At 73.4% G+C, this 26,135-nt stretch carries 23 protein-coding genes; 10 read left to right on the top strand and 13 right to left on the bottom strand.

From position 1 onward, the window contains the following. Positions 1-7: 7 nt before the first annotated feature. The 6 genes from QRN89_RS19640 to QRN89_RS19615 all read right to left on the bottom strand — a co-directional run bounded on the left by QRN89_RS19640 (position 8) and on the right by QRN89_RS19615 (position 6,678). Positions 8-625, bottom strand: coding sequence for a hypothetical protein (locus QRN89_RS19640; protein ID WP_290353780.1), 618 nt, complete (start codon positions 623-625; stop codon positions 8-10). A 403-nt stretch (positions 626-1,028) separates the two neighbouring features. Then, entirely contained in the window at positions 1,029-1,826 is a 798-nt protein-coding gene (locus QRN89_RS19635; RefSeq protein WP_290350718.1) for a type III pantothenate kinase, read from the bottom strand. Positions 1,827-1,830: 4 nt separating this feature from the next. Continuing rightward, positions 1,831-2,856, bottom strand: coding sequence for a carboxylating nicotinate-nucleotide diphosphorylase (gene nadC / locus QRN89_RS19630; RefSeq protein ID WP_290350717.1), 1,026 nt, complete (start codon positions 2,854-2,856; stop codon positions 1,831-1,833). Beyond that, positions 2,853-4,643, bottom strand: coding sequence for an L-aspartate oxidase (locus QRN89_RS19625; RefSeq protein ID WP_290350716.1), 1,791 nt, complete (start codon positions 4,641-4,643; stop codon positions 2,853-2,855). Before QRN89_RS19625 ends, nadC begins: the two co-directional genes overlap by 4 nt. Further along, positions 4,640-5,638: a pantoate--beta-alanine ligase gene (gene panC / locus QRN89_RS19620; RefSeq protein ID WP_290350715.1), complete on the bottom strand. Its 999-nt coding sequence runs from the start codon at positions 5,636-5,638 to the stop codon at positions 4,640-4,642. Before panC ends, QRN89_RS19625 begins: the two co-directional genes overlap by 4 nt. Continuing rightward, positions 5,635-6,678: a Rossmann-like and DUF2520 domain-containing protein gene (locus tag QRN89_RS19615; RefSeq protein WP_390701177.1), complete on the bottom strand. Its 1,044-nt coding sequence runs from the start codon at positions 6,676-6,678 to the stop codon at positions 5,635-5,637. Before QRN89_RS19615 ends, panC begins: the two co-directional genes overlap by 4 nt. Before the next feature lie 123 nt (positions 6,679-6,801). On the opposite strand from QRN89_RS19615, the gene QRN89_RS19610 reads away from it, so the two are divergent. Next, positions 6,802-8,088 (top strand): threonine aldolase family protein, encoded by a 1,287-nt coding sequence (locus QRN89_RS19610; protein WP_290350714.1) that lies wholly within the window; start codon positions 6,802-6,804, stop codon positions 8,086-8,088. Between the two features lie 662 nt (positions 8,089-8,750). Continuing rightward, positions 8,751-9,860 (top strand): DUF5937 family protein, encoded by a 1,110-nt coding sequence (locus tag QRN89_RS19605; protein ID WP_290350713.1) that lies wholly within the window; start codon positions 8,751-8,753, stop codon positions 9,858-9,860. Positions 9,861-10,098: 238 nt separating this feature from the next. Here QRN89_RS19605 and QRN89_RS19600 read toward each other — a convergent pair whose 3' ends face one another. Together QRN89_RS19600 and QRN89_RS19595 are read right to left on the bottom strand one after the other, a co-directional pair. Beyond that, positions 10,099-10,776, bottom strand: a complete 678-nt coding sequence (locus QRN89_RS19600) for a response regulator transcription factor (RefSeq protein ID WP_290350712.1) — start codon at positions 10,774-10,776, stop codon at positions 10,099-10,101. 75 nt (positions 10,777-10,851) lie between these two features. Next, complete coding sequence (locus QRN89_RS19595) at positions 10,852-12,051, bottom strand: sensor histidine kinase (protein WP_290350711.1); 1,200 nt, start codon at positions 12,049-12,051, stop codon at positions 10,852-10,854. A gap of 96 nt (positions 12,052-12,147) precedes the next feature. On the opposite strand from QRN89_RS19595, the gene QRN89_RS19590 reads away from it, so the two are divergent. Both QRN89_RS19590 and QRN89_RS19585 read left to right on the top strand, forming a co-directional pair. Next, complete coding sequence (locus tag QRN89_RS19590; protein WP_290350710.1) at positions 12,148-13,143, top strand: SAM-dependent methyltransferase; 996 nt, start codon at positions 12,148-12,150, stop codon at positions 13,141-13,143. A gap of 911 nt (positions 13,144-14,054) precedes the next feature. Next, positions 14,055-15,197 carry an NADH-quinone oxidoreductase subunit D gene (locus tag QRN89_RS19585; protein WP_290350709.1) on the top strand — a complete coding sequence of 381 codons (1,143 nt, stop codon included), beginning with the start codon at positions 14,055-14,057 and terminating at the stop codon, positions 15,195-15,197. 99 nt (positions 15,198-15,296) lie between these two features. Here QRN89_RS19585 and QRN89_RS19580 read toward each other — a convergent pair whose 3' ends face one another. From QRN89_RS19580 to QRN89_RS19565, 4 genes are all read right to left on the bottom strand, one after another. Then, entirely contained in the window at positions 15,297-16,373 is a 1,077-nt protein-coding gene (locus tag QRN89_RS19580) for a hypothetical protein (RefSeq protein WP_290350708.1), read from the bottom strand. A 329-nt stretch (positions 16,374-16,702) separates the two neighbouring features. Continuing rightward, positions 16,703-17,689, bottom strand: coding sequence for an ABC transporter substrate-binding protein (locus tag QRN89_RS19575; protein WP_290350707.1), 987 nt, complete (start codon positions 17,687-17,689; stop codon positions 16,703-16,705). A gap of 28 nt (positions 17,690-17,717) precedes the next feature. Continuing rightward, on the bottom strand, positions 17,718-18,386 hold the full coding sequence (locus QRN89_RS19570; protein WP_290350706.1) for an ABC transporter permease: 669 nt from the start codon (positions 18,384-18,386) through the stop codon (positions 17,718-17,720). Next, positions 18,386-19,078: an ABC transporter permease gene (locus QRN89_RS19565; RefSeq protein WP_290350705.1), complete on the bottom strand. Its 693-nt coding sequence runs from the start codon at positions 19,076-19,078 to the stop codon at positions 18,386-18,388. The genes QRN89_RS19570 and QRN89_RS19565 overlap by 1 nt, the downstream gene beginning before the upstream one ends. A gap of 154 nt (positions 19,079-19,232) precedes the next feature. On the opposite strand from QRN89_RS19565, the gene QRN89_RS19560 reads away from it, so the two are divergent. Continuing rightward, the gene (locus QRN89_RS19560; RefSeq protein ID WP_290350704.1) at positions 19,233-20,378 is read left to right on the top strand and encodes an ABC transporter ATP-binding protein; all 1,146 of its coding nucleotides are present in this window, start codon (positions 19,233-19,235) and stop codon (positions 20,376-20,378) included. A 79-nt stretch (positions 20,379-20,457) separates the two neighbouring features. Here QRN89_RS19560 and QRN89_RS19555 read toward each other — a convergent pair whose 3' ends face one another. Beyond that, positions 20,458-21,570 (bottom strand): alpha/beta hydrolase, encoded by a 1,113-nt coding sequence (locus tag QRN89_RS19555; protein ID WP_290350703.1) that lies wholly within the window; start codon positions 21,568-21,570, stop codon positions 20,458-20,460. Positions 21,571-21,716: 146 nt separating this feature from the next. Between QRN89_RS19555 and QRN89_RS19550 the strand changes: the two genes are divergently transcribed. The 5 genes from QRN89_RS19550 (at position 21,717) to folK (ending at position 26,085) form a co-directional block, all read left to right on the top strand. Next, complete coding sequence (locus QRN89_RS19550; protein ID WP_290350702.1) at positions 21,717-23,555, top strand: phosphatidylglycerol lysyltransferase domain-containing protein; 1,839 nt, start codon at positions 21,717-21,719, stop codon at positions 23,553-23,555. 75 nt (positions 23,556-23,630) lie between these two features. Further along, a complete protein-coding gene (gene folP, locus QRN89_RS19545; RefSeq protein WP_290350701.1) occupies positions 23,631-24,491 on the top strand; it encodes a dihydropteroate synthase in 861 nt (286 codons plus the stop codon). Further along, positions 24,488-24,949, top strand: coding sequence for a nuclear transport factor 2 family protein (locus tag QRN89_RS19540; RefSeq protein WP_290350700.1), 462 nt, complete (start codon positions 24,488-24,490; stop codon positions 24,947-24,949). The genes folP and QRN89_RS19540 overlap by 4 nt, the downstream gene beginning before the upstream one ends. A gap of 192 nt (positions 24,950-25,141) precedes the next feature. Next, on the top strand, positions 25,142-25,501 hold the full coding sequence (gene folB, locus QRN89_RS19535) for a dihydroneopterin aldolase (protein ID WP_156693033.1): 360 nt from the start codon (positions 25,142-25,144) through the stop codon (positions 25,499-25,501). After that, complete coding sequence (folK, locus tag QRN89_RS19530; RefSeq protein WP_290350699.1) at positions 25,498-26,085, top strand: 2-amino-4-hydroxy-6-hydroxymethyldihydropteridine diphosphokinase; 588 nt, start codon at positions 25,498-25,500, stop codon at positions 26,083-26,085. Before folB ends, folK begins: the two co-directional genes overlap by 4 nt. Positions 26,086-26,135 lie beyond the last annotated feature (50 nt).

The raw sequence follows: 26,135 nt of genomic DNA, 5'->3' as shown, positions 1-26,135 counted from the left end.
AGAGTAGCTATCCGGCCGCCCGCTTCTCGGGCGGGGGCGCCGGACGGCGGCGTGGCGGGAAGACCTCGCCGGGGGTGGGGATGGGGCGGTCCGGGCGGGGGGCCGGGCGGGCGGGCTTCGGGGACGCCGGGCGGGGCTCCTGCTTGTCCCCGGCCGCGGCGCGACCCCCGGGCAGGGCCTGAAGGCGGACGCGCGACGGGGTCGCCGCGGACGCCCGGGCGGCGGCCCGTGCGGCCAGCCGGGCGCGCACGGACTCCTCGGCGATGCCCTGGCAGCGCTCCAGGAGGGCCGTGGAGAGCGGCGTGCGACGCAGGGAGCGAAGGGCCGCGAGATCCTCGGGAGTGGGGTCGTGGCCCGCGGCGAGGGCCTCCTGAAGGAGCTCCAGATAGCCGCTCGCGGAGCCGGGGAGGGCGTCGCGGTACCGCGCCAGGTCGGCGAGCAGGAAGGCCCGCAGCCGGCCCGCCTCGCGGACGGCCTCGTCCACGGACTGTGCGAGCCGCAGATACTCCTGGGCGGTGTTCGCGCCGGGGCCGTCGCCCCGGTCGGCGCGAGGGGACTGGTCGGGGTTGAGGGCGATGGCGAGAGCGCGGCGGAGCACACGCAGTTCGTCCGTGCTGAACGCCATGCCGCCGCGGGATCCGTATGGCGTGGGCATGGGCCGACGATACGCGCTAATCGGACAAAATTCGTTTAACGTCTCTTTTGCGGCGCGGCGTGCGTGCGGCACCACGACGGCTTCCGCGGCGGCCCTGCGGGAACCGCCCGGCACCCGCCCACGGGCCCGCCGCCGCTCCGGTGCGGACCCGCGGCGGACCCTCGCCTCCGCTTGCAGGGGCCTGCCGGTGACCGCGCCCGCGGACGGCGTCCACGGGCCGGGCCGCCGCCCGGGCGTCCGTGGGCCCCGGGGCCCGCCCCTCTGCGGGCTCCGACCACCGGGAGCGCCGCGGCCGGGGAAGCAGGGGCTCCGCCCGGCGTCCTCCGGGCACACCCGTCGCGTGGCCGTGCGCCCGCACACCGGGCGCGGGGCGTCACATGCGCGAGACGTTCCGCTCGTAGACCAGGCGCAGGCCGATCAGCGTCAGCCAGGGCTCGTGCTCGTCGATCGCGGAGGACTCTCCGAGGACCATCGGGGCCAGGCCGCCGGTGGCGATCACCGTCACGTCCTCGGGTTCGTCGGCCAGTTCGCGCTTCATCCGCTGGACGACGCCGTCGACCTGGCCCGCGAAGCCGTAGACGATGCCCGCCTGCATGGCCTCGACCGTGTTCTTGCCGATCACGCTGCGCGGCCGGGCCAGCTCGATCTTGCGGAGCTGGGCGCCCTTGACGCCGAGGGCCTCGACCGAGATCTCGATGCCGGGGGCGATGACGCCGCCCGCGTACTCGCCGCGGGCGCTGACGGCGTCGAAGGTCGTCGCCGTACCGAAGTCCACGACGATCGCCGGGCCCCCGTAGAGCTCGACGGCGGCGACCGCGTTGATGATGCGGTCCGCGCCGACCTCCTTCGGGTTGTCCATCAGGATCGGCACGCCGGTCTTGATGCCGGGCTCGACGAGCACGGCGGGCACGTCGCCGTAGTAGCGGCGGGTCACCTCACGGAGTTCGTGGAGCACCGACGGCACGGTGGCGCAGATCGCGATCCCCTCGATGCCGTCGCCCAGTTCCTCGCCGAGCAGCGGGTGCATGCCCATCAGGCCGTTGAGGAGCACGGCCAGTTCGTCGGCCGTGCGGCGCGGATCGGTGGAGACGCGCCAGTGCTCGACGATGTCCTCGCCGTCGAAGAGGCCGAGGACGGTGTGGGTGTTGCCGACGTCGATGGTGAGCAGCATCGGATCAGACCTCGGCCTCTCGGAGGTCGAGACCGATGTCGAGGATCGCGGAGGAGTGGGTGAGGGCACCGACCGCGAGGTAGTCCACGCCCGTCTCGGCGTAGGCCCGGGCGTTCGCCAGGGTGAGCCGGCCGGAGGACTCCAGGACGGCGCGCTTCCCGACGATCGCCACGGCCTCGGCGGTCTCCACGGGCGTGAAGTTGTCCAGGAGGATCAGGTCCGCACCGGCGTCCAGGACCTCGCGGACCTGGTGGAGGGTGTCCACCTCGACCTCGACGGGCAGGTCCGGGGTGCCCAGCTCGGCCAGCGTCTCCCGGACGGCCTTGAATGCCTGGGCCACGCCGCCCGCGGCGACCACGTGGTTGTCCTTGACGAGGGCCGCGTCGGACAGCGACATGCGGTGGTTGACCCCGCCGCCGCAGCGCACCGCGAACTTCTCCAGGGCGCGCAGGCCCGGTGTCGTCTTGCGGGTGTCGCGCACCCGCGCTCCGGTGCCCTCGAGCGCGTCGGCCCAGGCCCGGGTGGCGGTGGCGATGCCCGAGAGACGGCACAGGAGGTTCAGGGCGCTGCGCTCCCCGGTGAGCAGGTCCCGGGTGCGGGCGGTGACGGAGAGGAGCTTCTGACCCGGCTCGACGCGGTCGCCGTCCTCGACGTGGCGCTCGACCTCGAACTCGTCGGTGCAGACGATCGAGAGGACGGCCTCGGCGATGCGCAGACCGGCGACGACGCCGGCCTCACGGGCGGTGAAGTCACCGGTGGCGACCGCGTCCTCGGGGACGGTGGCGACGGTCGTCACGTCGATGCCGCCGTCGAGGTCCTCCTCGATGGCGAGGTGCGCGATGTCCTCGACCTGTACGGGGTCGAGGCCGGACTCGGCCAGGAGCTCGGCGAGGGCGGGGTCCAGGCCGCACTCGTACACCTCGTCGCCGCAGCCGCAGTCGTCGCCGCAGCCCTGCTCTTCGGCAGCGCGGGCGCCGATCTGGATCAGCGGTACGTCCACGGGCTCCGGACGTTCTTCGGGCGTGCTCACTGTTGCGGCTCCCTGTCGGCGGTGGGGGTGGTGAGGATGAGGGGACGGGCGGGTGGGAACGCCTCGGTCTCCGTGCGGCGTACGACGAGGCGGCGGTCGGGGGTGAGGCGCACGACGACATGGCGGCGCCACTCGGCGTCGTCCCGGCCGGGGTGGTCCTCCCGCCAGTGGCAGCCGCGCGTCTCGGTCCGCTCCTGGGCGGCGGCGACCAGCACACGGGAGACCAGCAGCAGATTGGTGGCCTCCCAGGACTCGACTCCGGGCTCGGCGGCCTTGTCGAACTCCTCGGCGTCGTGCAGCGCGGACAGGTGCAGCGCCTCCAGGGCGTCCGCCGCCGCCTCCAGGCTCGCCGCGGAGCGCAGCACTCCGGCGCCGTTCGTCATGATCCGCTGGATCTCGTGCCGGGCCTCCGGCACGAGGAGCGGGACGGGGCCCCGGGAGCCGGCGTCCGACGCGGCCCCGGTCGCGGTCGCCGGCCGGGCGTCCGCGGCGGGCACGGGGCCGTCCTGACCTGCCGCCGGGACGGGCTCCGCGGCCCGGGACTCCGCGATCGTCCTCGCGATGCGTTCGGCGAAGACGAGGCCCTCCAGGAGGGAGTTGGACGCCAGCCGGTTGGCGCCGTGGACGCCGGTGCAGGCGACCTCGCCGCAGGCGTACAGGCCGGGGACGGTCGTCCGCCCGTGGAGGTCGGTGCGGACGCCGCCCGAGGCGTAGTGGGCGGCCGGGGCGACCGGGACGGGCTCGGTGACCGGGTCGATGCCGTGCGCGCGGCAGGCGGCGAGGATGGTGGGGAACCGGTTCTCCCACATCTCGGCGCCGAAGTGGCGGGCGTCCAGGAACATGTGGTCGGCGCCCTGCTCCTGCATGCGCCGCATGATGCCCTTGGCCACGATGTCGCGGGGGGCCAGCTCGGCCAGTTCGTGCTGCCCCACCATGAAGCGGGTGCCGGCCGCGTCGACGAGATGGGCGCCCTCGCCCCGCACCGCCTCGGAGACCAGCGGCTGCTGGCCCTCGGAGTCCGGGCCGAGCCAGAGGACCGTCGGGTGGAACTGGACGAACTCGAGGTCGCTCACCTCGGCTCCGGCGCGCAGTGCGAGCGCCACGCCGTCACCGGTGGACACGGACGGATTGGTGGTGGCGGAGAAGACCTGCCCCATCCCGCCGGTCGCGAGGACCACCGCGGGGGCGTGCACCGCGCCCACGCCGTCGTGCTGGCCCTCGCCCATGACGTGCAGGGTGATGCCGGCCGTACGGCCGGCCGCGTCCGTGAGCAGGTCGAGCACCAGCGCGTGCTCGATGACGCGTACGGCGCCGTCGCGGATCGCCGTGACGAGCGCGCGGGAGATCTCGGCTCCGGTGGCGTCGCCTCCCGCGTGGGCGATACGGCGCCGGTGGTGGCCGCCCTCGCGGGTCAGCGCGATGGAGCCGGCGGCGGTGGTGTCGAACCGCGCTCCCGTCGCGATCAGGCGCCGCACCGCGTCCGGGCCCTCGGTGACGAGCGTGCGCACGGCTTCCTCGTCGCACAGACCGGCACCCGCGACGAGCGTGTCGTCGAGGTGCTGCTCGGGGGTGTCGCCCTCGCCGAGCGCCGCCGCGATGCCGCCCTGGGCCCAGCGGGTGGATCCGTCGTCCAGGAGCGCCTTGGTGACCACGACGGTGCGCAGGCCCTCGGCCGTGCAGCGGAGTGCCGCCGTGAGGCCCGCGACACCGGAGCCGACCACGACGACGTCCGCGTCGATGGCCCAGCCGGGGGCCGGGGCGTTCAGCCGTATACCGGTGCTCGTCACGAGGCGGCTCCGAAGGTCAGGGGGATGTTGTCGATCAGCCGGGTCGTGCCGACCCGGGCGGCGACGGCCATGATCGCCTCGCCGGTGTGGTCGTCGGCGACCTCGGAGAAGTCGGCCGGGTCGATCAGGGCGAGGTAGTCGAGGACGAGCGGCGACGAGGACTTGGCGGCGTCGTCGAGCACGGCGCGCGCCGCGGCCCGCACGGCGTCGGCGCCGCCGCCGGGCTGGGCGGCGGCCACGGCGTGGGCGTCGGCGGCGGCACGGGCCTCGCCGAGCGCGGACAGCGCGGCGGCCCGGGCGTTGGACGCCGGCGCGGACTCGGCCCGGGCGCGCAGGGCGACCTGGGCGGCGAGCCGGTCACGGGCGGCGAAGAGGGCCCGGGACAGCGCCAGGGCGGTGTGGCGCTCCTCCGGCGAGAGGTAGCGGTTGCGGCTGGAGAGGGCGAGGCCGTCCGGCTCCCGCACGGTCGGGACTCCGACGATCTCCACCGGGAAGTTCAGGTCCCGGACCATACGGCGGATCAGGGCCAGTTGCTGGGCGTCCTTCTGCCCGTACAGCGCGGTGTCGGGGCGGGTGAGGTGCAGCAGCTTGGCGACGACGGTCAGCATCCCGTCGAAGTGGCCGGGCCGGGAGGCGCCCTCGAGGAGTTCGCCCATGGGGCCGGCGGTGATCCGGACCTGGGGCTCGCCGCCCGGGTACACCTCGTCCACGGAGGGGGCGAACACGGCGTCCGCGCCGGACTCCGCCGCGGTCTTCAGGTCCGCTTCGAGGGTGCGCGGATAGCGGTCGAGGTCCTCGCCGGCGCCGAACTGCAGGGGGTTCACGAAGACCGTGACCACGACCTGCCCTTCCGGCCCCACCAGGGAGCGGGCCGTACGGATCAGGGTGGCGTGGCCCTCGTGGAGGGCGCCCATCGTCATCACGACGGCGCGGCGGGCGGGGGCCGCCGGGGCGAGGGCGTCGAGCTCGGCGGCGGTGCGCAGGGGGCCGATCATCGGTCGTTCTCCCCGTCCGCGCCGCCCGGACCTTCCGCGGGGCCCCGGCCGTCCGTGGCGTCGTGGCCGTTCGCGAGGACCACCAGCAGGTCCTCGGCGAGTTCGGGCTTGAGCAGGCCGTGTGCGAGGGCGCGGTCCGCCGTGGTCCGGGCCATCGCCAGATAGCCGGCGACCATGCCCGGAGCGTGCTTGCGCAGCTCGGAGACGTGGACCGCCACCGTCCCGGCGTCACCGCGGGAGACCGGCCCGGTCAGCGCGGCGTCGCCGGAGCGCAGGGCGTTGTCGAGCGCGGCGCCGAGCAGCGGGCCGAGCATGCGGTCCGGGGCGGAGACCCCGGCGGTACGCAGCAGCTCCATGGCCTGGGCCACCAGCGTGACCAGGTGGTTCGCGCCGAGGGCGAGGCCCGCGTGGTAGAGCGGGCGATTGGCTTCCTCGATCCACTCGGGCTCGCCGCCCATCTCGATGACGAGCGCCTCGGCGGCGAGCCTCAGCTCCTCGGGCGCGGTGACGCCGAAGGAGCAGCCGGCCAGCCGCTGGACGTCCACCGAGGTGCCCGTGAAGGTCATGGCGGGGTGCAGGGCGAGCGGGAGTGCCCCCGCCCGGCGGGCGGGGTCGAGGACCGCCGCGCCGTACCGCCCCGAGGTGTGGACGAGCAGCTGGCCGGGGCGCACGGCGCCGGTCTCGGCGAGGCCCTCGACCAGTCCGGGCAGCACGTCGTCGGGGACGGTCAGCAGCACCAGCTCGGCACGGGCGAGCACCTCCGCCGGGGGGACGAGCGGCACGTCGGGCAGCATCGCGGCGGCCCGGCGCACGGAGGCGTCGGAGACTCCGGAGACGGCCACGGGACGGTGGCCGGCGAGCTGGAGGGACGCGGCGAGGGCCGGGCCGACGCGGCCCGCACCGACGACACCCACGGCGAGGCGGGCCGGACGGTCCTTGGGGTCGACCGGCTCCTGTGCCGGTGGTGTTGCTGGCGATGGTGCGTTCACGCGCGGCCTTCCGTTCCAGTCCGCAGGGGGTACCGGACGATTCTTCGCCATGCTACGCCAGCGTTTCGACGGGGCTTCCGCTTGTCCACAGGCTGTGGAGACGGTATCCGCCCCGGGCGGACCGGGCCTGTGGACAACGGCACGGGACGGCCGGGCGTGGGCGATGATCGCAGCATGACTCAGAACGCGGAGCGGACGCTGCCCGTCGACGTCGGCGGGACGGCCGCGGGCCCGGACAGGGCGGCCGGCGGGGACAGGGCCGAGGACCCGGCCGGGGCCTCGGAGCAGGGCACGGGCACGAGCGAGGACGCCGAGCGCCGCCGCAGGCTGACGGCCTGGCGGGCCTCCGAGCGGGTGCTGTGGCGCGGCTCCGCCGACGGCCGGCTCGGCGAGCGGCTCGCAGCCCTGGCGGCCGACGCGGGCACGGTCCACGACCTGGACGAGCCCGTGGACCTCTACGGCGACGGGGTCGTCGCCGAGCTGGAGAAACGCGTGGCGGCGCTGCTCGGCTTCCCGGCCGCGGCGTTCTTCCCCACCGGGACGATGGCGCAGCAGGTGGCGCTGCGCTGCTGGGCCGGGCGCACGGGCAACCGGACCGTCGCGCTGCATCCGCTCGCCCATCCCGAGGTGCACGAGCGGGGTGCGCTGGGTGCGGTCGGCGGGCTGCGCACGGTGCACCCGACCCGGGAGCCGCGGCTGCCGACGGCCGACGAGATACGCGGCCTGGACGAACCGTTCGGCACCCTGATGCTGGAACTGCCGCTGCGGGACGCCGGATTCGTGCTGCCGGAGTGGGACGAACTGGTCGAGGTCGTCGAGACGGCGCGTGAAATGGACGCGGTGGTGCACTTCGACGGCGCGCGAATTTGGGAATGCGCCCCCCATTTCGGCCGTGGGCTGGACGAGATCGCCGCGCTCGCGGACAGCGTGTACGTGTCGTTCTACAAGTCCCTCGCCGGCCTGTCCGGCGCGGCGCTGGCCGGGCCCGAGTCGTTGGTGGAGGAGGCACGTGCCTGGCGCCACCGCTACGGCGGCCTGGTCTTCCAGCAGTACCCGGCGGCGCTGTCCGCGCTGCTCGGCCTGGAGCGGGAACTACCGAGGCTGCCGTCGTACGTGGCACATGCGAGGACCGTCGCGGCGACGCTGTCGGCCGGGCTGGCGGAGGACCCGGGCGTGCCCTGGTACCGGGTGCATCCGGAACCGCCGCACACGCACCAGTTCCAGGTGTGGCTCCCGTTCGACGCCGACCTGCTGGACGAAGCGGGCGTACGGCAGGCGGAGGAGACGGGGGTGACGCTGTTCCGCCGCTGGTTCCCGGCCCCGTCCGGGCCTCCCGGTGTCTGCGCCACGGAGGTCACCGTCGCCTCGCCGGGACTGTCGTGGACCACCGGCGACGTCAGGGCGGCCCTCGCCGACTTCATGGCGCGGGTGCGGTACGGGGACGGTCGGGGGAGGGACTGACGGGCGGGGGAGGCGTCCCTCCCCCGGGGCGTGACGCACCCGTCCGTGAGCGAGGGCGTCACCGGCGGGCAGATCTCCGCCCGGGGCGAGGACGGCTCGTCTCGTGCCCCTTCCCGGGGGCGTCACCGCGGCGGACGTTCCCTGCGGCCGAGGCGGGACAGCGCGCTTCGCAGACGGGAGGGTGCGGGGCCGGCGGGGCGGCGACTCCGGTGGTCCCGCGCCGGTCCGCCGCCGACCGGCCGGTGCCGGTCCGACACGTCCAGGTCCGACACGTCCCCGGCCGGCCTGTCCCGGACCGACAGGGCCCGGACCGACAGGGCCCGGACCGACAGGGCCCGACCCGGCCGGTCCCGCACGGGCCGCTCTCCCTCGGGCCGCTCCCCCTCGGGCCATTCCCTCGTCGGCGTCGCTCCTCCCGCCCGGATCTCCGCGGCGCGCGGGCCGCGCCTCACCGCAGCCGGCCGGCTGCGGAGAACGGCCAGGTCACAGCAGCCGGGAAGAGGCGGCGGCGCCTCACCGCGCCGGGCCGCGCGGGCGCTGTCGAGCATGTGCTGCTGGATGGTGTCCATGCGTTCCAGGTCGGGGCCGGCCGGCGTCCCCCGGCGCGTGGATTGACGAGGACCGTCAACCGACGCGACGCGCACCGCCCTCCACCACGCACCATGGGGGCCGTGACCGTCACCATCGACATCGCGGGCCTGCCGCCCGAGCGCATCGTCTTCGAGCCGTCGCCGCTCACCGAACTCGGCGTGGCTCTGCACGCACTGGCCGAGCCCGGGCACCACCCGGGGCTGCACGGCTGGGCGACGGCGACCGCCGCGAGCCTGAAGCCGGACCTTGCCGACCGCCTGCACGAGGCCGACTTCCTCTGGACGTCGACCTTCTCCGACGTGTTCATGCCGTTCTCAGGGATCCGCGGCGGCGACGGCCGGACCGGCGCCACGCTCGCCGAGGAGCTGGACCTGCTGGACCGGCTCGACGAGGAGCGGTTCCTGACGGCCGCGATGGAGTTCACCTGCTCCCGCTCGTACGCCACCGGCGTCATGATCGAACCCGACCGTGCCCTCGACCTCGCCGCGTCCCGCGGGCCCAAGCAGCTGGGCTTCGCCCGCCGCATCCTCGACGACCCCGGGGCCGTACGGGCATGGCTGCGGCGCCTGTTCGAGGACTGCGACCACGCGTTCTTCGCGGACACCTGGCGCCGGGTCGGCCCCGGGCTCGCCGCCGACGCCCGGCACAAGACGGAGCTGCTGCGCCGCAAGACCCTCGGCGACGCGCTGCGCGACGTCTCGCCCGCGCTGTCCTTCGACGAGGAGCGGGGACTGATCGCGGTGGACAAGCTCAGCGAGGGAGGGACCACCGCGGTCGACCCCGCCGTCGGGCCGGGGCTGACGTTCGTACCGTCCCACTTCGGCTGGCCGCATCTGATGGTGCTGCACGCCACGGGCTGGCGGCCCGTCATCGCCTACCCGGTGGGAGCGCCCGACCTGCCCGGCCCCGCCTCCGTCGAGATCCTCAAGCGCAGGATGGACGCGCTGGCCCACCCCCTGCGGATGCGGCTGTGCCGGAACCTGGGCCGGGCCCCGTACACGACCGGCGAGCTGGCCGAGACCCACGGCATCACCGCGCCGGAGGTGTCCCGGCACCTGGCGGTGCTGAAGCGCGCCGGACTGGTCACGACGCGCCGGCGCGGCCGGTACGTCCTGCACCAGCTGGACGTCGCTGTGGTGGCGCGGCTCGGGAGCGACTTCCTGGAGACCGTGCTGCGCTGAGTACCCGTGCAGCGCTGAGTACCGGCGCCGGGGAGGTCGTGCCGCTGCGACGGCGGCGTCATCCGGTGCGGCCCGTCGCCGGCCTCCCCGGGCCCGAGGACCGCGCCGCCCGGCGACCGCCGCGGCCGGCTCCGACGCCGTCCGGGTCCTGCCGCGTACACCGTCCGGGTCCTGCCGCGTACGCCGGCTGCGTCCTGCCGCCGTTCGAGCGGGCCGTCGATCCCGGGCAGCACATCGGTCAGGAGGCGGTCCCGCCACCCGCGCGGACCAGGCCGCTCTCGTAGGCGAGCACCACGACCTGCACCCGGTCGCGCAGCCCGAGCTTGGTGAGGATGCGGCCGACGTGGGTCTTCACCGTGGCCTCGGACAGCACCAGCCGGGCGGCGATCTCGCCGTTCGACAGGCCCTGTGCGACGAGCATCATGACCTCGCGCTCGCGGTCGGTGAGCCGCTCCAGCTCCTTCTGCTGCGGCTCCTTCCCGTGGGAGGGCAGCATCGGCGAGAAGCGGTCGAGCAGCCGGCGCGTGGTGGACGGGGCGACCACCGCGTCACCGCTGTGCACGGAACGGATGGCGCCGAGCAGTTCGGCCGGCGGCACGTCCTTCAGCATGAAGCCGCTGGCACCGGCCTTGAGTCCCGAGAAGGCGTACTCGTCGAGGTCGAAGGTGGTGAGGATCAGCACCTTCGGCGCGTCGGGCCGGGCGCAGATCCGGCCGGTCGCCTCCACCCCGTCCAGCCGGGGCATACGGACGTCCATCAGCACCACGTCGACCGCCGTGGAGCGGAGGATCTCGATGGCCTCGGCCCCGTCGCCGGCCTCGGCGACGACCTCCATGTCGGGCTGGGCGGCGAGCACCATCCGGAAGCCGGTGCGCAGCAGCACCTGGTCGTCGACGAGCATCACGCGGATGGTCATGGGCGGGGTCCTTGTCTTGTTGGCCGGGGGCGGTCGGGGCGCGGGAGCGGGCGGAACAGGGCCGGTGAGGGCAGGCTAGTGGGCGGACTTGAGGGGCAGCAGCGCGCTGATCCGGAATCCGCCGCCCGGCCGCGGACCGGCGTCGAGCGTGCCGCCGACCATGCCGACACGCTCCCGCATGCCGATGAGGCCGTGGCCCCTGCCGTCCGCGCCGCCGTCCTCGTACAGCTCGTGGGCCGCGCCGCGGCCGTCGTCCTCGACGAGGAGGCCGAGGCCGTCGTCGAAGTAGACCAGCCGGACGCTCGCACCGGCGTCCGGGCCGCCGTGCTTGCGGGTGTTGGTCAGGGCTTCCTGGACGATCCGGTAGGCGGTGAGCTCGACTCCGCTCGGCAGCGGGCGGGGGGTGCCCTCGATCCGGAAGTCGACGGTCAGACCGGAGCCGCGGACCTGTTCCACGAGTTCCTTGATCTGCTCGACGTCCGGCTGCGGCACGTACTCGCCGCTCTCCGGGGCGTCACCGGTGCGCAGGACGCCCAGCAGCCGGCGCATCTCGGCGAGCGCCTGCCGGCCGGTGGAGGAGATCGTCTCCAGGGCCTGCCGGGCCTGGTCGGGTGCGGCGTCCAGCACATAGGCGGCGCCGTCGGCCTGCACGACCATCACCGAGACGTTGTGCGCGACGACGTCGTGGAGTTCGCGCGCGATCCGGGCGCGCTCCGCGGCGACCGCCACCTTGGACTGCGCCTCGCGTTCCTTCTCCAGCCGGGCGGCACGCTCCTCGAGCTGGGCGAAGTAGGCGCGGCGGGTGCGCAGGGAGTCCCCGAGCACCCAGGCGAGGGCGAAGGGGACGGTCATGACCACCGTGAAGAAGATCTTCGTGCCCGCGCTCATGCTCGGCTCGGGCCAGCGGATCTGGGCGAGCGTCGCGGCGCACAGACCGCCGGCGAGGGCGAGGTGGGAGGCCCAGCGCGGGCCGTCGTGCGCGGCGACGGTGTAGATGACGACGAGCATCGCGAAGTCCGCCGGGTTGGGCCCGACATCCAGCGCCAGCTGGGCGACGCCGATCCCGGCGACCAGCAGCAGCATCTTCTCCGGCATGCGGCGGCGCAGCGCGACGGCCAGGCAGAGGAGGAGTACGACGACGGCGGGCGCGATGCGCGGCTCGACCCCGACGTGCTCCTGGACGACCCACAGCATGGAGAACCCGAAGAGCATCACAGCCCAGAAGCTGTCGACGCCCGTCGGGTGCCTGCGGAGAAAGTCATAGAGGCGCTGCACGTAACCCAGCGTAGGCAAGGACGAAAGGTGCCCGGGTCAACCGGAGGGGCGATCCGGTCCGCCGGCGCGTACTCCCCAAGGTGGAGACTTGGGCGCGTGACGTACGAGGCGACGAACGAGGCGGTGCCCACCGGCGGCGCGGAATGGCTCCGCTGGCGGGAGGCCACGGAGCGCGCGCTGTACGGGCCGCGGGGCTTCTACCGCAGGCCGGAGGGTCCGGCGGGGCACTTCCGTACGTCCGTCCACGCGTCGCCGCTGTACGCCGCCGCGGTGGCCCGGCTGCTGCGGGAGACGGCGGAGGGCCTGCCGGCCCCGGTCTCGGAGGTCGCCCTCGTCGATGTCGGCGCGGGCCGCGGGGAACTGCTGACCGGAGTCCTGGCGGCACTGCCGGAGGGCTTTCCGGTGCGCGCGTACGCCGTAGAGCGGGCCGCCCGGCCCACGGGGACCGACCCGCGGATCGAATGGGGCGAGCAGCCGCCGGCCGGGGTATCCGGACTGCTGTTCGCGAACGAGTGGCTGGACAACGTGCCGGTGGACGTCGCCGAGGTCGACGACGCGGGTGTGCCCCGTTACGTGCTGGTCAGGGCGGATGGTGAGGAACGCCTCGGGGATCCGGTGGACGGGGCGGACGCCGCCTGGCTGGACCGCTGGTGGCCGCCCGCCGGCCCGGGCGCGCGGGCCGAGATCGGACGGCCCCGCGACGAGGCCTGGGCGGCGGCCGTGGCGGGCCTGGACGCCGGGCTCGCGGTCGCCGTGGACTATGCCCACCGCGCCGGCGATCGTCCGCCCTTCGGGACGCTGACCGGGTTCAGCGGAGGGCGCGAGGTCCGTCCCGTCCCGGACGGCGGCTGTGACATCACGGCGCACGTGGCCCTCGACGCCTGCGCCGGCCCGGGCGCCGAGCTGGTGAGCCAGCGCGAGGCACTGCGCCGTCTCGGCGTCTCCGGCGCCCGGCCGCCGCTCGCCCTGGCCTCGTCCGACCCCGCGGCCTACGTCCGGGCGCTGGCCGCCGCGGGCGAGGCCGCCGAACTGACCGCACCCGGCGGCCTCGGCGACTTCACCTGGCTCCTCCAGCCGGTCCCGTCCCGCTGAACCGGCCCCGGCCCGCTGAGGCGTCTGCGACGGCGCGACGCTCCTGGGGCGCCGCCCCGCGCGGACACGGGCCTCGGGACCGGGGGCCCGGAGCCCGAGGGGCCCCGACGTACGCGCAGGGCGCGTGCCGCCGGGGCGCGGGCGTTCCGGCACGTCACGACACCGCCGACCACGAGCGGCGGAGGACCGACACGGACGGACACCGGGCGGAACGGGAGGCCCTCGGAACACCGCCACCACGAGCGGCGGAGGACCGGTGTCCGCATGCATCGGGCGGAACTGGACCGGAGCCCTCGGAACGTCGGGGAACCCGGACGAGGCCAGGCCGGAACGCGGACGGAACGGGCTCCGGGCCACTGGACGGGCCCCGCACAGGACCGCGTTCGGGGACCCGCACGGGGCGGGCTTCCGGGCCCGGTCGGAACCACCCCGGGCACCGGCGGCTCCGGCGCCTTGGACTGATCGGGTCCGGCCCCGCACGGGACCGCGTCAGCGACTCGGACCGGACCGGGTTCAAGACCCGGCCGGAGCCACCCCCGGCCGCCGGCCAAGCAGCTCCGCCCCTTGGACCGATCGGGTCCGGTCCCGCACGGGACCGGGTTCGAGGACCCGGACGGATCACGCCCCGGCACCGGCGGCTCCGGCCCTTGGGCAGGGCGCGGGCGGCGCCCCCGACGGGACGGCCTCCGGACCCCGGGGCGGCACGGTGCAAGGCCCGGACGGAGGCACGATCCGGCCCTCTGCTCGGTCCCGGGCCGCGGCCCGGACAGGGCCGGCTTCCGGGCCCGGGCGCAGACCCCGTCCGGGTCCCTCGCGGGACCCCTGCCGGTCCCCGCCCCATCCGGGCCCCTGCCCGTCCGGCCCCCGGGCAGGACTACGGTGGCGCGCCCACGCGAGGGATACTGTCGCCCATGACGGAGACGACGATCGGCATCGGCGGCGCGGCGGAGAGCACCGACATGGTGCTGAACATCGGGCCGCAGCACCCCTCCACGCACGGCGTGCTGCGCCTCCGTATCGTCCTGGACGGCGAGCGCATCGAGCAGGCCGAGCCGGTGATCGGTTACATGCACCGCGGCGCGGAGAAGCTCTTCGAGGCGCGTGACTACCGTCAGATCGTGATGCTGGCCAACCGCCACGACTGGCTGTCCGCGTTCTCGAACGAGCTGGGCGTCGTGATGGCCGTCGAGCGCATGCTCGGCATGGAGGTCCCGGAGCGCGCCGTGTGGCTGCGCACGCTCCTCGCGGAGCTGAACCGGGTGCTCAACCACCTCATGTTCCTGGGGTCGTATCCCCTCGAACTCGGCGGAATCACCCCGATCTTCCACGCCTTCCGCGAGCGGGAGGACCTCCAGCACGTGATGGAGGAGATCTCCGGCGGCCGGATGCACTACATGTTCAACCGCGTGGGCGGCCTCAAGGAGGACCTGCCCGCGGGGTGGACCGGCCGGGCGAGGAACGCGATCGCCGAGGTCCGTTCGCGGATGGACGTCTACGACCGGCTCGTCCTCGGCAACGAGATCTTCCGAGGCCGCACCCGGGGCGTCGGCGTGCTGACCGAGCGGACGGCACACGGGTACGGCGTCTCGGGTCCCATCGCCCGTGCCTCCGGCGTCGACTTCGACCTCCGCCGCGACGAGCCCTACCTGGCCTACGGCGAACTCAAGGACACTCTGAAGGTCGTCACCCGTACCGAGGGCGACTGCCTGGCCCGTTTCGAGTGCCTGCTGTGGCAGACGCACAACTCGCTTGAGCTGGCGGACGCCTGCCTGGACCGGCTCGCCGAGCTGCCGCCCGGGCCGGTCAACCAGCGGCTGCCGAAGGTGCTCAAGGCCCCCGAGGGCCACACGTACGCCTGGACCGAGAACCCGCTGGGCATCAACGGCTACTACCTGGTGTCCAAGGGCGAGAAGACCCCGTACCGCCTCAAGCTCCGCTCGGCGTCGTACAACAACATCCAGGCCCTCACCGAGCTGCTGCCCGGCACCCTCGTCGCGGACATGGTGGCGATCCTGGGATCGATGTTCTTCGTGGTCGGGGACATCGACAAGTAGGCCGGCTCGGCCCATCCGTTCCCCGGACACGACAAGACGCCGGGCGGCGGGAGCCACCCGGCGTCTCCGCGGCCGGAGCCGCGCGGCACCCGGAGCGGGTCAGGAGATCGCGCTGCGCAGCTGCGCGACGTCCAGTTGCTCCGTCTCGTCGTGCGCGGTCAGATCGATGACCTCTCCCACGGCGCGCTCCTCGGTGCGCCTGCTGTGGGCCAGCGCCTCCTCGCCCACGACGTCCGCGAGGTCCTCCTCCTGGACCGAGGCGAGCTGGGCGGGTTCGAGGGCCGCGACCGGCTTCTTCTTGCGACTGCCGCCTCCGGCGGTCGCGTCCGGGCCGGTGGACCCGGCCGCTTCCGCGGCCTGTTCGCCGGCCTCGGGAGCCTTCGCCCCCTGCGTGCCGAAGAAGTCGAAACCGCCCTGCGGGCGCGCGGGCCGGCGCTGCCCGGAGTAGGGGACTATCGCCGCGGCGACCGGCACACGCGTGGCGGGGACGGCGGACGACGGGCGGGCGTGCTGAGCTCCCCCGGCGGCCGCCGCGTGCTTCCCCTGCGGCTCGTCCGCCTCTCGGGCCCGCTCGGCGATGTCACGCCTGCGGGCTTCCTCGACGGTGCGCTTCGCCTGCTGCTCGGCGGCCCGGCGAGGCAGGTCCTCCAGTGCCTTGGCCGCGCGCAGATACGCGGACGGCGTCGGCGTGGAACCGGCCGCGGGAAGCTCCTTGGGCGAGCCGGCCTCGATCGCGAGCTGCCTGCGGCCTTCGAGCGCGCTGGCCCGCTCGGTCTCCGCGTTCGCGTACCGGCGGAGCAGGGCGGCGTGCTCATTGCGCAGGCCGGCCAGCTCGACCCGCTTGGCGCGCAGCTTGGCGTCGAGCTTGGTCCGCAGTTCGCGGGACTCCTCGAGATCGGCTTCCAGCTCCGCCGTGCGCTCCTCCGTCTTCCACGCGTCGCTGGCGCGGAGACGGGTGAGTTCGGCGACGCGGCGGCCCGCGTACCGGTCCCAACTGCGCATGAGAACGGCGCCGGTGACCGCAGCGGCGGCGGCCGCGGCGACCAGGACACGGAGCAGGACCGGATCGGAGAGCAGCCAGGCGCCCAAAGCACAAAGGACCGAAGCTCCGGCGACCGCCGAGGGCGGAAGAAGCCTGTGCAGAGGTGGGGAATGGCGGTGGCGTCCACGTGGCATGGCCTGAAATTTACCGTGCGTAGGTGACGATTGGGGGGTCGGCCCGGCAATCTCTTCGCATCAGGAACACATCGCTTTCGATGTGCCGGGCCGTCCGTCCTTTTCCCCACCCTGTTCCGGCTCGCTCCGGGCCTGTTCCCGCTCGGCGGTGGCCAGGGCTTGCTGCGAAAGTCCCTCCTGGCCCGCGAAGCCCGGCACGCACGCTCGCTGCGTCGTCGGAGTCATCCGCGTACGTCCAGTACGAGGACGATCCTCCGCCGTGCGATCGCACGCACCGGACGCCGCAGACCCCGCCCTGCGGGCGGACGGGGCTACTACCGCAACACGCCCTAGTTCCCGACCAGGCCCTTGGACGCCAGATACTCCTTCGCCACGTCCTGCGGCTTGGCCCGCTCGGCGTCCACCTTCCGGTTCAGCTCGACCAGGTCCTCGGTCGTCAGCGCCCCGGTGAGCTTGCCGAGCGCGTCGGCTATCTCCTGCGATCCGGCGTCCTTGGCGTTGACCACGGGCAGCACGTTGTCGGCGTTCTGGAGCTTCTTGTCGTCCTCGAGCAGCACCAGCCCGAAGCTCTCCAGCGTGGCGTCGGTCGTGGTGGTGAGGACGAGCTGGTCCTCACCGTCCTTGACCGCCTGCTTGGCCTGCGGGGTGCCGACTCCCTTCGGGTCCACCCCCGCCACGTCGATGCCGTACGCCTTCTTCAGACCCGGCGCGCAGAACGGGCGCACCTCGCACTCGTCCCCGGCCGCGATCTTTACCTTGATCTTCGACCTGCCGAGATCGGAAAGGGACTTGAGCTTGTTCTTCTCGGCGAATTCCTTGCTCACCGCGAACGCGTTCTGGTCGACCGCCTCTCCGGCGGGCAGCACCTTCAGCCCGCGAGGCGCCGCGAGCTTCTCCAGGGCGGCCACCGTCGCGGCGACATCGCTCGAGGCGACGGGCTTCTCCTCGGGCGCCTTCGGGCCGTTCGCCTTGGCGTTGAGGAATTCGGCGATCGTGGCCGCGTATTCCGGCACGACGTCGATCTCGCCCTTCTCCAGGGACGGTTCGTACAGCTCGCGGTTCTTGACCGTGGTGACGGAGGCGTCGTATCCGGCGTCGCGCAGCACCTGGGCGTAGAGCTCGGCGAGCACCTTGGACTCCGTGAAGGCGGCCGCCCCCACGACGAGGGCGCCCTTGCCTCCGCCGCTCGCGGTACCGTCCGAGGTGCCGGAACCGCCCTTCTCCTGCTCCAGGCTGTCGCCGCCGCAGGCGGCGAGCGAGCCCACCAGGGCCATGACGCCCAGTGCCGCTCCCGCGAGGCGCGAGGTCTTGCTCATCAGGTTCACCATCCAAGGGAGTGAGTCGTCACACGGTCTTCCGGAGCGGACTGAACAAGCGGTCCACCGCCACCAGCACGGCCTCCACGAGGAGGGCCAGCACGGCCACGAGCAGGGCGCCCGCGACCACCTGCGGGGTGTCGTACGTGTTGAACCCGGCCGTGATGATGCGGCCGAGGCCGCCCTGCCCGACCATCGCCGCGATCGTCGCGGTGGCCACCACCTGGACCGCGGCGGACCGCAGCCCGGTCATGACCATCGGGTACGCCAGAGGCAGTTCGACCCGGACGAAGAGCTGCCCGCCCGACATCCCCATGCCCCGCGCGGCCTCGACGACCGCCCGGTCGACCTCCCGCATGCCCACGTAGGCGTTGGTGAGCAGCGGCGGCACCGCGAACAGCACCAGGGCGATGATCGTCGGGACGTATCCGGCGCTGCGCAGCGGCGAGACCATGAACAGCGCGAGCACCGCGAAGACCGGGACGGCCCGCCCCACGTTCGACAGGTTCACGGCCAGGGCGCCGCCGCGGCCGACGTGTCCCAGCCACAGCGCGACGGGCAGGGCGATGGCACAGGCCAGGACCATGGCCACGCCGGTGACGTACAGATGCTCGCCCAGCCGGTGCCAGGCTCCGCCCTCCCCGGACCAGTTGGCGCCGGAGGTCAGCCATGTCCAGGTGCCGGCCAGTACGTCCATCAGTGGGCCCCCCGGGTCCCGGCCGCGCGTATCCGGGTCCAGGGCGTGAGCAGCCGCTGCACACCCAGCAGCAGCAGATCCGCGGCGACCGCGAGGAGTACGCAGAGCAGCGAGGCGGTCAGCACCTGCGCCTTGAAGAAGCTGGGCAGCGCGTCCTCGATGAGATTGCCCAGGCCGCCGCGGCCGACGATCGAGCCGACGGTGGTGAGCGCGACCGTCGAGACCGTCGCCATCCGCAGGCCCGCCATCAGCGCCGGCAGGGCGAGCGGGAGCTCGACCTCCCACAGCAGCCGGGCCGGGCCGTAGCCCATGCCGCGGGCGGCCTCTCGGGCCTCCGCGGGGACCGCCTCCAGCCCCGCGACCATGTTCCGCACCAGGATCGTCAGCGAGTAGAGCACCAGGCCCGCGATCACCAGGGCGGCCGAGAGGCCGAGGAACGGCAGCAGCAGCGAGAACATGGCCAGCGACGGGATCGTGTAGAGCACGGTCGTCAGCCCGAGCACGGGCCCGGCGAACCGGGGCCGGCCCCGCGCGAGCAGCGCCAGCGGAAAGGCCACCACGAGACCGATCGCGACCGAGGCGACCGTGATCCCGACGTGCTGCACGGTGGCGTCGACCAGCTCCTGGCTGCGGGAGCGCAGGTACTCGCCGCAGATCCAGTCGTTCGTGACGAGGCAGTCCCGGCCCGCCATCGCCCCACCCCCGTCCTCGTGTCCGGCCTGTTCGACCGGTTGCCGAACGGAAACCGACCCTAACCCCCGCCACCGACAATCGCCGAGGAGCTTCGCGTTCCGGCAACACTGCCTTCACACAAGGCCCCGCCCTCACCCGTCACAATGGGGAACCATGATCCGATTCGAGCACGTGACCAAGCGGTACCCGGACGGCACGACCGCTGTGGACGACCTCTCCTTCGAGGTCGCCGCGGGTGAACTCGTCACGCTCGTGGGTCCGTCCGGCTGCGGCAAGACGACCACCATGAAGATGGTCAACCGGCTCATCGAGCCGACCGAGGGCCGGATATTCCTGGACGGGGACGACATATCCACCGTCGACCCCGTCCAACTGCGGCGCCGGATCGGCTACGTCATCCAGCAGGTGGGCCTCTTCCCGCACAAGACGGTCCTGGAGAACACCGCGACCGTGCCCCATCTCCTGGGCTGGAAGCGCGCCAGGGGCCGCGAGCGCGCCGCCGAACTCCTCGATCTCGTCGGCCTCGACCCCCGCGTGTACGGCGACCGCTACCCCGAGCAGCTCTCCGGCGGCCAGCGCCAGCGCGTGGGCGTGGCCCGGGCCCTGGCGGCCGATCCGCCGGTCCTGCTCATGGACGAGCCGTTCGGCGCGGTCGACCCCGTCGTCCGGGAACGCCTGCAGAGCGAGTTCCTCAGGCTGCAGGCCGCCGTCCGCAAGACGGTGCTCTTCGTCACCCACGACATCGAGGAGGCCGTCCGGCTCGGCGACCGGATCGCCGTCTACGGGCAGGGCAGGATCGAGCAGTTCGGCGCCCCGGCCGCCGTGCTGGGGGCACCGGCCAACCCCTACGTGGCGGACTTCGTCGGAGCGGACCGGGGCCTCAAGCGGCTGTCGGTCACCCCCGTCGAGGAGGGCGATCTCGAGCAGCCGCCCGTGGTGCGCCTCGACGACCCGCTGCCCCGCACGCTGGACTCGCCGTGGGCCGTCGTCCTGGACCCCGGCGGCGATCTGCACGGATGGATCTCCGCCGAGCACGCCGGCCGTACCGGCACCGTGCGCGAGCACGCCCGCCGCATGGACGCCTGGCTGCCCGTCGGCGCCTCCCTGAAGCAGGCGTTCTCCACGATGCTGCAGCACGACGCCGGGTGGATAGCGGTCGTCGACAAGGAGGAGAAGGGCCGCTTCCTCGGGGTGCTGACCCCGGGGCGGCTGCACGAGGCCCTGCGCCGCTCCATCGACGCGGACGCCCAGGACGTCCCCCGTACCACGGTGGACATCGACAAGGTCCCCTCCGGCTGAGACCCCGGCGAGGGACCGTGGTTCGGGTGCGGGAGGCGGCTCAGGTCCAGGAACCGCGCTCAGGCGCGTCAGCCGGACGTCACGCCGCGCCGAGCCGGCCGCTCATCCACACCAGCGCCGGCGGGATCTCGCGGCGCCACGTGTTGAAGTTGTGCCCGCCGCTGTCCAGCGTGATCGACGAGACGCGTGCGGGTGCCTTCACCTTCCTGATGAACTCGCGCGTCCCCTTGAGGTTCCCCTCGCCCTGCTCGGACGTGGTCACCAGGAACGACGAGGCACCCTGCGGCCGGTGGTCCAGGCTCCACAGCAGGTTCGCGCGCTTGCGCTCGGCCTGGTTCCCGTGGAAGAGATCACCGGTGGTCGGGTCCTCCGCGGCCTTGTAGTACGCGGACAGGCCCGCTCCGGCACCGAACCGCTCGGGGTGGTGGAGGGCTATCTTCAGCGCGCAGTACCCTCCCGTCGAGTTGCCCATGATGCCCCAGCTGCGCGGTCCGGTGCCGACCCGGTAGGTCGCCGACACGGCGGCCGGCAGGTCCTTCGCGAAGAACGTCTCCGCCTGCGGCCCGTCCGGGACGTCGACGCACTCTGTGTCCCTCGGCGGCGCCACCGTCGGCCGCATCATGACCAGGATCATCGGCTGCATCCGTCCCTCCCGGGCCTGCATGAACGCCGTCCTCGGGTACTTGAGGCCCTTGAGCAGGTTCTCCGCGGTGCCCGGGTAGCCGGTCAGCACGACGGTCACGGGAAAGGTCTTCCTCGCGTAGGCGGGCTGGAAGTACTCGGGCGGCAGGTACACGTACGCCGGGCTGTCGATCCCCGATCTCTCGCCCACGACCACCACCTTCTGGATCTGGCCGCCCGTCTCCGGCCGTGAACTCCCCGGGACGTCCAGCTTCTGCTTGCCGACCACCTTGACGGTCCTGCTGCTCGCGGAGTGGTCCACGACCTCCCCCATCTCCTGCTCCTGGCCGAGGAGATCGGCCCAGGAGCCGTAGAAGAGGAAGGAGTTGTTCGCGGCCAGGCCCACTGCGGCGAACAGTGCGAGCTGCGTCGCCAGGAGCAGCCCGACCCGGCCGAGGACCGCGCGCCAGCCGCGACGGGAGAGCCGTGGCCACAGCCAGATCGTCGCGGCGAAGAGAGCCACGGCGGCCAGAACGGCCAGCGCCAGAACCTTGTTACTGGTGAGACCCATGAGGCGATCGAGCTTCTTCCGTGAGAATTTCCTGAGAGTCAATGAACCCGCCGCCCGGAAGTGCCGTCCTAGAGAGCGCAAATTGTCCGGGCCGAACGTTCTGCGGCCATGGACTCCACGAACTCTCTCGAGAGCCTCAGGAAGCGATGTCTGTCACCATAGATGGGGATAAGTCGGGCTTGGTTCCGGATCGCGTACGCCGGATCCTCCGCGGCCCGCGCGCCGAATCCGTTCCTGCGCTGGTCGGTACCGCCTGCACCTTCATCGGTCTGATCGACATCGCCGCAGGGGTCTTCCCGCGTTTCCGGCACAGCCGGATGCACGCCCTCGCCGAGGTGCTCCCCGGCGCCCTCGGCCCGTTCGCCGCCGCGCTGTCGCTCAGCGCCGGCGTCCTGCTGCTGCTCCTCGCGCACGGCCTCAAGCGGCACAAGCGGCGCGCCTGGCGAGCCGCGGTGATCCTGCTGCCCGCCGGCGCCGCCGCGCAGTTCGCCTACCGCCACTCGGTCATCGGCGTCCTGCTGTCGCTGGCACTGCTCGCGCTGCTGCTCCGCCACCGCAGCGAGTTCTCCGCGCTGCCCGACCCGCGCAGCCGGTGGAAGGCACTCGCCAACTTCGTCCTGATGGGCGCCGGTTCGATCGGCCTCGGACTGGTCGTCGTCAGCGCCCACCCGGGCAAGGTCATCGGCAGCCCCAGCCTCACCGACCGTCTCGAGCACGTCCTGCTCGGGCTGTTCGGCTTCGAAGGGCCGGTCGGCTACGAGAGCGGCGTCGACTGGACCGTCGGCTACTCGCTCGGTGCGCTCGGCCTGCTCACCGCCGTCACCACGATCTACCTGGCGTTCCGCCCCGAGCACCCGGCCGCCACGCTGACGACGGACGACGAGGCGAGGCTCCGCGAGCTGCTCGAGAAGCACGGCGGCCGCGACTCCCTCGGCCACTTCGCGCTCCGCCGCGACAAGGGCGTCGTCTTCTCCCCCAGCGGCAAGGCCGCCGTGACCTACCGCGTCGTCTCCGGAGTGATGCTCGCCAGCGGCGACCCGATCGGCGACGTCGAGGCGTGGCCGGGCGCCATCGAGCGCTTCATGGACGAGGCCAAGGCACACTCCTGGACCCCTGCCGTGATGGGGTGCTCCGAGACGGGCGGCCAGGTCTGGACCCGTGAAACCGGACTCGACGCCCTGGAGCTGGGTGACGAGGCGGTGGTGGACGTCCCGGATTTCTCGCTCACCGGGCGCGCCATGCGGAACGTGCGCCAGATGGTGAAACGCATCGAGCGCAACGGCTACGAGACCCGCGTCCGCCGCGTCCGTGACCTCTCGGACGGCGAGCTGGAGCGGATACGCCGGGCCGCGGACGACTGGCGCGGCACCGACACGGAGCGCGGCTTCTCCATGGCCCTCGGCCGGATCGGCGACCCCTCGGACGGCGACAGCGTGATCGCCACCGCGCACAAGGCCGACGACGGCGAGCCGGGCCCGTACGGCGACCTGAAGGCCGTGCTCCACTTCGTGCCGTGGGGTACCGACGGCATGTCCCTGGACCTGATGCGCCGCGACCGCTCCGCCGACCCCGGCATGAACGAGCTGCTGATCGTCGCCGCCCTGCAGGCCTCCCCGAAGCTCGGCATCGCCCGGGTCTCGCTGAACTTCGCGATGTTCCGCTCGGCGCTCGCCCGCGGTGAGCAGCTGGGCGCGGGACCGGTCCTGCGGGTCTGGCGGGGGCTGCTCGTCTTCCTCTCCCGCTGGTTCCAGATCGAGTCGCTGTACAAGTTCAACGCCAAGTTCCGGCCGCGCTGGGAGCCCCGCTTCGTGGTCTTCCGCAAGACCCGCGACCTGCCCCGGATCGGATTCGCCGCCATGCAGGCGGAGGGCTTCGTGACCCTGGCCGTGCCGCGTCCGTTCCGCCGCGGGACGGCCAGGGCGCCCCGCCCCTGCGCCCACATCCGTCCGGCCGCCTCGCAGGAGCACGAGGTGCGCGCGGCGTAGCGGGACCGCCCGGAGCGGCACCCGGCCGGAGCGGCAGCGGCATGGACGGGTCTCTTCCGGGCCTAGGCTGGTCGTATGAGTACGTTGCGCGGACGGGGCACGGCCACGGGCCTGCCGGAGTGGGACCGCTGTGCGGTCATGGGGGTCGTGAATGTGACGCCCGACTCCTTCTCCGACGGAGGCCGCTGGTTCGACACCACGGCCGCCGTCAAGCACGGCCTCGACCTCGTCGCCGAGGGCGCCGACCTGGTGGACGTCGGGGGTGAGTCCACCCGTCCCGGCGCCTCCCGCGTCGACGAGGAGGAGGAGTTGCGGCGCGTCCTCCCCGTGGTGCGGGGGCTGGCCGGCGAGGGCGTCACCGTCTCCGTCGACACCATGCGCGCCTCCGTCGCCGCCCGGGCGGTCGCGGCCGGCGCCACCCTCGTCAACGACGTCTCCGGCGGTCTCGCCGACCCGGGGATGATCCCGGCCGTCGCCGCGGCGGAGGTTCCCTTCGTGGTCATGCACTGGCGCGGCTTCAGCGAGGACATGAACAGCAGGGCCGTGTACGGGGACGTCGTCGCCGAGGTCGTCGCGGAACTGCGCGAGCGGATGGACGCCGTCGTCGCGGGCGGTGTCGCCGCCGAGCGGCTCATCGTCGACCCGGGCCTCGGCTTCGCCAAGCAGGCGGCGCACGACCTCGCGCTGGTGGCCCACCTCGCCGAGCTGCGCACCCTGGGCCGGCCGCTCCTCGTCGCCGCCTCCCGCAAGCGGTTCCTCGGCCACGTCCTGGCCGACGGCGCCGCGGCCCCGCCGCCCGCGCGCGAGCGGGACGCCGCCACGGCCGCGATCTCCGCGATCGCCGCCCACGAGGGCGCCTGGGCGGTCCGGGTCCACGAGGTGCGGGCCACGGCGGACGCCGTGCGGGTCGCGCGGGCGGTCGAGGGAGCCCGGTGACCTCACGTACCGACGTCGAGAACGTGGAGGCCGCCAACACCGCGTTCTACGAGGCCATGGAACGGGGCGACTTCGAGGGGGTCTCCGGCCTCTGGCTGGACGGCGGGGAGGCCGAGGACATCTCCTGTGTGCACCCCGGCTGGCCGGTGCTCTCGGGGCGCGGCGAGGTGCTGCGCTCGTACGCCCTGATCATGGCGAACACCGAGTACATCCAGTTCTTCCTCACCGACGTGCGGGTGAGCGTCTCCGGCGACACCGCCGTCGTGACCTGCACCGAGAACATCCTCAGCGGCGGCCCCGCCGAGGAGGCCGGCGAGCTCGGTCCCCTCGTCGGGCAGCTGGTCGTGGCCACCAACGTGTTCCGTCGCACACCCGAGGGGTGGAGAATCTGGTCACATCACGGTTCGCCCGTTCTGGCGGAATCGGACGACGAAGAGGACGGCGATTCCACCCCGTGAGTGGGTAAACCGGGTTGTGGGAGGTTCGTTTCCGCGGCTGCGGGGTAGGCGCCGCCACCAGCCGGTGACGGTCCGTCCACGGCCCCCGTGGGCAGGTCGTGTCCGACCCCGCAGGTAGATTCGAATCCGTGCACTGCTGCCGCCCGCACGCGGCCGCGTGCGCGCCGGACTACGACAGCAGGAGTGATTCGCGTGGATCGTGTCGCGCTGCGCGGCCTGAAGGCCCGCGGGCACCACGGCGTCTTCCCCCGGGAGCGCGAGGAGGGCCAGACCTTCATCGTGGACCTGGTGCTCGGCCTCGACACCCGTCCCGCGGCCGCCGACGACGACCTGGCGAAGACCGTCCACTACGGAGTGGTGGCGGAGGAGGTCGTCGACGTCGTCCAGGGGGAGCCGGTGGACCTGATCGAGACGCTTGCGGAGCGCATCGCCCAGCAGTGCCTCAAGCACGCCGGCGTCCAGGAGGTCGAGGTCGTCGTGCACAAGCCCGACGCCCCGATCACCGTCCCGTTCGACGACGTCACCATCACCATCACCCGGAGCCGTGCATGAGCGACCCCACCGTGCAGCCCGTGCCCACCGCCGTCGTCGAGCAGGTCGACGCGGCCGACATCACCCTGTCCAACCCCAAGCGCGCCGTGATCGCGCTCGGGTCCAACCTGGGCAACCGGCTGGAGACGATCCAGGGCGCCATCGACCTGCTGGAGGACACCCCCGGCATCCGGGTCAAGGCGGTCTCCCCCGTGTACGAGACGGAGCCGTGGGGCGTCGAGCCGGGCACCCAGCCGCCGTACTTCAACGCGGTGGTGCTCGTGAAGACGACGCTGCCGCCCGGTTCCCTGCTGGAGCGAGGCCAGGCGATCGAGGAGGCGTTCGACCGGGTGCGCGAGGAGCGCTGGGGTCCGCGCACAATCGACGTCGACATCGTGGCGTACGCGGACGTGGTCTCGGACGACCCGCTCCTCACCCTTCCGCACCCGCGGGCGCACGAGCGGGCCTTCGTCCTCGCCCCGTGGCACGACGTGGAGCCCGAGGCCCAGCTCCCGGGCCTGGGCGGAATCGCGGAGCTGCTGTCCGGCGTGGGCCGGACGGGCGTGGCGCCGCGCGTGGACCTGGAACTCCGCCTGCCCGAGTAGTCGTTACGCTCTTCAGGGTCTCCGGCACCAGGACGAAGGACACAGGGGCG

This window comes from Streptomyces sp. HUAS CB01 (assembly GCF_030406905.1).
Taxonomy (GTDB): Bacteria; Actinomycetota; Actinomycetes; order Streptomycetales; family Streptomycetaceae; genus Streptomyces; species Streptomyces chengbuensis.
Note: the sequence above shows the minus strand (reverse complement) of the source record. Positions and strands in the feature narration are given on the sequence as shown.